Origin of the sequence: Bacillus sp. FSL K6-0073 (assembly GCF_038006085.1) — a bacterium.
Lineage (GTDB): Bacteria > Bacillota > Bacilli > Bacillales > Bacillaceae_G > Bacillus_A > Bacillus_A cereus.
Genome location: NZ_JBBOUN010000005.1, coordinates 86,499 through 93,702 on the forward strand (window position 1 = coordinate 86,499; position 7,204 = coordinate 93,702).

Sequence of the window (7,204 nt, forward strand, 5' to 3'; positions counted from 1 at the left end):
CTTGAAGGGCACCTCTAATATTCCGACATGCGGTTAGATTGGCAAGAGTCTAACGGTTTGAAGCTCGGGGAAGTCGGCTGAGAGCTACCGTAAGTTAAAATACACGAAAGCTGTCCAGAGGTGGGTGGTGTAGCTTATAGGCCGGGGGTCTACAAAACACTTATGGTTAGAATGCACGATGATGCAATCGCGAACTTTGAAAGTGCAGACGAATCTCTGATGGTACGGGTCTATATCGGAAGCATATCGAAAGGTATGTTGACACAATTAGTGTCGCTATTGTGGGCTAGTAAGACTCTCCTTTATGAACGTCCATATGTTGTTACAGGCAACATCAAGGTAGCAGGCTCATAGGAGAAACCTAAAAGTGTATGTACAGATAGGAATGAAGGAACGTGGTAAGCTACCAACGCAGAGGACTTGCTTCTGACGAAGCGTTTCTAGGGAAAGCACTAATGAGATTAGTTAGTCGTATAACCTAGATTTATGGTAGTGAAGGTGGTGGCATAGTACCTATGAAACGTCTAATGAACGTGGAGGGATAGCCACTAGTCAATTGCAGGCTAATTGTTACTTACGGTTAACATGGATTCGAGTAAGACTAAGAGATGTAGTGTTTCTCCATAAGGAGGCTACAGCCCATGTTAAAGAAAACCAAGCTAAGACATAGCGAATACTACGATATGCAAACGAAATATGATCAACTATATTCCTATAGTCTTAACGGTAACAATTTCTATAAGTTAATGGATATGATTGGTTCAGAAGAAAATATTAGATTAGCGTATAGAAACATTAAAACAAATAAGGGTAGTAAGACCGCTGGTGTAGATGGATTAACTATTAAAGATATTTGGCATTTAAATGATACACAGGTAGTAAAACAAGTCAGAAAAAGATTGAAATGGTATCGACCGCAACCCGTTAAGAGAGTATACATCCCAAAAGAGGGAAGCGATAAGATGCGCCCATTAGGTATTCCTACTATTTGGGATAGACTTGTCCAACAGAGCATTTTACAAGTGCTTGAACCCATATGTGAAGCGAAATTCCATAATCATAGTTATGGATTTAGGCCAAACAGAAGTACTCATCATGCGCTCAGTCGAATGGTGAGTCTAATGAATCTAGGGCGTCAGCATTATTGTGTAGACATAGATATCAAAGGTTTCTTTGATAACGTAAGTCATGGGAAATTACTCAAGCAGTTATGGACCTTAGGTGTGCGTGATAAATCACTCCTAAGTGTTATCTCGAAAATCTTAAAATCTGAAGTTCAAGGAGAAGGTATCCCAACTAAAGGAACACCGCAAGGTGGTATTATATCTCCCCTATTATCCAACGTGGTTTTAAATGAATTGGATTGGTGGATTAGCAATCAATGGGAAACTTTTCAGCCTAAGAACTATAAGACGGCTATAGCCTTTAGGGGCTATGCTCGTAAATACACAAATCTTAAAGATGGGTTTATTGTGCGGTATGCTGACGATTTTAAAATCATGTGTAGAACATATATTGGTGCCAAAAGATATTATTATGCCACCATTGATTTCTTGCGTACGAGATTAGGACTTGAAATTAATGAGCAAAAATCTAAAGTAGTTAATCTTAAAAAGAATTCTTCGAACTTTTTGGGGTTTAAAGTGAAGTTGGTTCAACAAGGTCAATCTAAACATGGCTATGTTGCCAAAAGTAGTATGACGGACAAAGCTATGCAAAACACCAAAAGAATTCTAAAGGATAAGGTAAAAGAAATCCAAAGGCATCCAACATCAGAAAATGTACTTAAATTTAATATTACCCTTATTGGCATTCAAAATTATTACAAGTACGCTACTAAAATTTATATAGATTTGACAAAAATTAACTACACTCTACTCAAATCCATGAAAAACAGGCTCAGTGAAAATGGAAAAGTAATTCAATTTTATGAAACTCCTAAGAAATTTCAACTACGTGCCAAAGGAATTCAGTCTAATACTAAAATATATACAGTTTGTGCCACACCTTTACTTCCAGTTACAGGCGTACATCATAAGAATCCATGGAACTTCTCACAAAATATATGCAATTACACCGCAAAAGGTCGTAATAAAATTCATGAGAATCTTAAAGCTATACCTAAGGATGTCTTAAAACAAGTCATGGCAACATACTCCCGAAATAGGAGTATTGAATACAATGATAACAGGATATCGAGATATGTTGCACAATACGGAAAGTGCTATGTAACTGAAGAAGTTATAGGTATAGATAGGGTACATTGTCATCATAAAATTCCTTTGAAAAGCGGTGGAACTGATAAATATCACAACTTAATAATTGTGGATAAATATATACACCAATTAATCCACATGACAGATAAGAATAAAATCAGAGCTGCGCTCTTGGCGTTGAAATTGAACGATAAGCAATTAAATAAATTGAATACACTCAGAACTGAGGCTGAAAATGAACCGATAACTGTATAAATTGACTTATATCAATTAGCTGAAAATGATGGGACGCCGTATGACGGGAAACTGTCACGTACGGTGTTAGGTGGGGGAAAAGGTGGAGATGATATCAAAGCTTTACCTATCACGCACAGCTGTATAGTGCATCCAAAGAAACATTAGAAAAACGTGGTTATGATGTCCAAGTTTTAAATATTTTAGATCCCTTACAAGGTATGTCTTATAACCCGTTACAGCTCGTCATTGATGCTTGGGTTAATGGAGATGATCAAGAAGCTGCAAAACGTGCCAACACATTAACTTTCTCGTTATATAACGATCCTAACGCTGGCGACAATGCATTCTTTAATACATCTGCCCAAAATGCTATTAACGGTATTATCCTAGCGATTGTTGACTACTGTGTAAAGAATAATTGCATTGAAAAGGTTACGATGCACAATGTATCCCAAATGCTAAATGAATTAGGAACATTTTATTACAAAGAGAATCCCGATGATTTTATTGAAAAGAATGCTTTAGATGAATACTTTAAGAGCTTACCACAAGGAAATGTAGCAAAGATGCAATATGGATCAACTAGTTTTGCGGGAGAAAAGGCTAAAGGTTCAATTTTGGCCACTGCAAACCAGGGGCTGCAAACATTTGCAGATAAAATGTTTGCAAAAATGACATCAAAATCTAGTTTGGATCTAAAGCAAGTAGGTTTCCCTAAAAATTTATTCTTCCAGTTAGATGAACGTTTTCTAAATAAACGTGTTACAGTATCATTCCATAAAAATGATGAGAAAAAGACGGAAATAGGCAGCTACAAAATTAAGGTTAAAGCTTTAGGCATGTGCAACATGAACTTTGATGAAACATTAGAAGATGGAGATCTGTTATTAATTCGTTATCAGGATGAGGAAGATCCAAATAAGAAATATCGATTGTTGTATAGATTGAAATTTGAAAAATTATTGGATGAAAAGGGAAGAGTGGTTTATCAGAAAAAAGAAGGATATGAGGACAAGCCTGAATATAAGAGACAAGTGAAACTAAATATGATGGCCAATACATTCCCTCTCAAACCTAAAACGAAATTAACGTATTCTGACAAGCCAACAGCTGTTTTTATGATTGTTCCTGATTATGATAAATCAAACCATGCTTTAGCAAGTATCTTTGTTAAGCAGCTGTATACAGAGCTATCTATGAACTGTAATGATACGAAAGGTAAAAAATGCTATAGACGTGTTCATTTCTTGCTAGATGAGTTCGGAAATATGCCACCTATCGATGATATGGGTGGAGTATTAACAGTTTGTGCTGGGCGTAATATGTTGTTTAATTTAGTGCTTCAATCTTACTCGCAAATTGAGAAATTATATGATAAGGAAGCAACAGAAATTAAAGATAACTGTCAAAATCATATTTATATTATGTCTACCAACAAAGATACAATTGAGGAAATTTCGCTTCGTGCAGGCCATAAAACGCCTATTGGTAAATCGTCTAATGAAAGTCATATGGAAGCAGATAATAAATTAACTAAAAATGCTGATCAGCAGCGCATTATTACACCAGAACGTTTATCACAATTTATAGAAGGAGAAACGTTAGTACTTCGTGCACTTCATAGACAAGATATTAATCGTAAGAAGGTAAGAGCATACCCGATTTTCAATACCAAAGAAACTAGTATGCCTTATCGTTGGCAGTTCTTAGGGAAGGACTTTGATACCTCCAGGGACTTGAATGAAATTGATATACCTTCTCTACATACTGGATTAGATCTAACAGATCTGTATTTGGATTTCTTAGACTTTATATTAAATAAAACTGCGAAAAAAGAGTACATGAAAAAGCAGCAAGCTAATCCTGTAGTTAAAGAACAACTCACTATTGATGATGTTGTTAAATCATTAATTGGACTTGTAAAAGAAAAACGAAATTTAAATGATACAGAAGATATTCGCAAAAGATTGATACAAATGCTATTAAATTATGCGAAAGATAACATTGTACCTAAAACAGAAGAGATCACAATTTTAATAGAGCATTCTTCAGATCATGCAATTACAAGTTATCTTGAAGAATTATTGAAGATATTGACAGAACAATAGAGTCAAAATAAACAAGAAAGGTAGAACAGTTATGGCTGCTACGAAAATAAAAGAATGGATTTTACAGTGTAAGAGAGTAGTAGTTACTGGGATGCTTACAGTTACTACGTTGTTATTAAGCCTTATATTTGCTCCTTCCGCTTTCGCTGGATGGTGGACCGACATAGTATTTACAGTAAAAGATATAGATAAAGCAGAAGTGATTGCTTTCCTGAAGAATGATTGGATAGAGTATTCAAATATATTTGGTTCTTTTCTTCAAGCGTGTGAAGGAGGGATAATCAGAACACTATTTAGGATAGCATCCTCTCTAGAAGGATTAATTCCTGAAACGTTCTCTTTCTTTGATATATTGAAGGATGCAGGTCTAAATGATTTTGCATCATCCCTAATGAAAGGGCTATTCTACGCTTTATTCGTGTTGGTGATAGTTTGGTTAGGATTTAGAACTATTATTCAACACAAGCCACCACGATTTAAATCGGTGGGGGTTAACATTATTATAATGATTGGGTTATTAGGTGGATTAAATGAATTTATGGCAGATTTACAAAAAATGTCCACTGATTTTTATGAAGAGGTAACTAAAGGAGATAAAGATGATGGGGGATTAGCATGGAATTTAGTAAAGCATAATACAGCTGATTTGGTTTATCTAAGTACGGTTGGTTTTGATGCTATAAAAACTGAGGATACAAAGGCCGTTTCTGATGGACAGATAAGCAAGAATAATCTAAATGAAGAGATGTACTTAAAAGCAGATTTAGGCGATTTGATAAGTTATGAAGTTGTAAAAAAATTAAAGGATAATGATAATGTAGCAAAAGAAACACAATTCTTAGCTTACAAGGTTACAAATAACGGTGCTGAAGAAGATCTTGAATCAATTGAGGAAAGTTTTTTCAATCCTTTTAGTGATACTTTTCCATCAGGATATAATCGTTATCCGATGAAATTTGGCGTTTTGTTTTGGGGATTATCAGCTTTAGTAGTAGCGTATTTGTTTACCTTATTTGTATTTATTATGACAATATTTGAGATTGCAATGAAGAAAATTATTGCTCCATTAGTATTTGTAACGGATATAGAGACAGGTGAAAAAACAAAAATGGTTATACAGGATATCCTGAGAGGATTCCTGTTATTTGCGTTTACCGGAATAAGTTTACGTTTCTATGTCATTGTGGTTAATTTCCTAGCAGATCAAGATGTTAATACATTCCTATATATTGTAGCCATGATCTGTTTAACTACTGCACTAATTAAGGGATCTGAATCAATCCTGAAATACTTTGGTGTAGATGTTGGCTTGAAAGAAGGAAAGAATAATTTAATGAGTGCTATTGGTACGTTAGCTACTGCTAATGGATTAAGAAAAGGTGTAGGAAATATGTTTAAGGGTGCAAAAAATATGATGAGTGGTAATGGCCAGACACGTGAAGATACACCTAAACGCTCTGAAATGAATTCAGAAGATAAGGAAGGAAATACAAGCGGAGAACAAAAAAATAATGATAAAAAAGGTCTGCAAGCGAAGAAACTTGCTAGAAATACCGGTGCTGCTTTAAGTTATGCTGCAAATCGTGGAGTTGGCGGCATGATGAATGATGCAGGGAATAAGATGTCTGAAACTGTAGTCGGTGCTGTTAATAAAGGTAAAGACAAGGTTTCAGGTGTAGCAAAAGGTGTATCAGATGGAGTGAAAGGAACAATAGATGAATTTAAAGGTGGCCAGGCTGAAGGAAAACAAAAAGCCCAGGATAACGCTGATCGTCAAACGCTAAATAAAATCGGAAAGGATATCCATAATAATGCAAATTCAGGTGTTGAACAAACTGGAAGTCCGAAATTAACGAGTAATTCTAATGCAACTTCTACTGCTAGTCATAATGCTAGTGAAGGGATAAATGAGAAAAAACAAAAAGCAGTACAAGATGTTGAAATGGAAAGTAAGTTAAGAGAAACGGGAAGAGCTGAAGGGCCACAAGATGAAGTGAAAGGTGAGAAACAAAAGGCATTACGAGATATTGAAATGGAAAGTAAATTAAGAGAAACGGGAAGGGCTGAAGGACCACAAGGTGAAGTGAACGGTGAAAAACAAAAAGCAGTACAAGATGTTGAAATGGAAAGTAAATTAAGAGAAACGGGAAGGGCTGAAGGACCGCAAGGTGAAGTGAACGGTGAAAAACAAAAGGCATTACGAGATATTGAAATGGAAAGTAAATTAAGAAATACAGGAAGAACTGAAGAGTCACAAGCAAACGTGAAGGCTGAGACACAAACAGTTCAACGTGATGTAAATGTTCAAGATACATTGAGAAATTCCAGTGGATCAGGTGCAGCAAGTAATGATGTGAAAGCAAGTCCTACAACAGCTCAACGTGAAGTGAATGTTCAAGATACATTAAGAAATTCAGGTGGATCAGGTGCAGCAAGTAATGATGTGAAAGCAAGTCCTACAACGGCTCAACGTGAAGTGAATGTTCAAGATACATTAAGAAATTCAGGTGGATCAGGTGCAGCAAGTAATGATGTGAAAGCAAGTCCTACAACAGCTCAACGTGAAGTGAATGTTCAAGATACATTAAGAAATTCAGGTGGATCAGGTGCAGCAAGTAATGATGTGAAAGCAAGTCCTACAAC

2 protein-coding genes and 1 pseudogene are annotated in these 7,204 nt (G+C 35.7%); all 3 read left to right on the forward strand.

The window, feature by feature from the left end:
• Positions 1–641 precede the first annotated feature (641 nt).
• Positions 642–2,471, forward strand: a complete 1,830-nt coding sequence (ltrA, locus tag MHB52_RS36250; RefSeq protein WP_061664829.1) for a group II intron reverse transcriptase/maturase — start codon at positions 642–644, stop codon at positions 2,469–2,471.
• 116 nt (positions 2,472–2,587) lie between these two features.
• A pseudogene (locus MHB52_RS36255) lies at positions 2,588–4,561 on the forward strand (VirD4-like conjugal transfer protein, CD1115 family); the annotation flags it as partial.
• Between the two features lie 31 nt (positions 4,562–4,592).
• Positions 4,593–7,204 (forward strand): pLS20_p028 family conjugation system transmembrane protein (locus tag MHB52_RS36260; protein ID WP_340769341.1); only part of this gene is annotated, 2,612 nt, incomplete at its 3' end.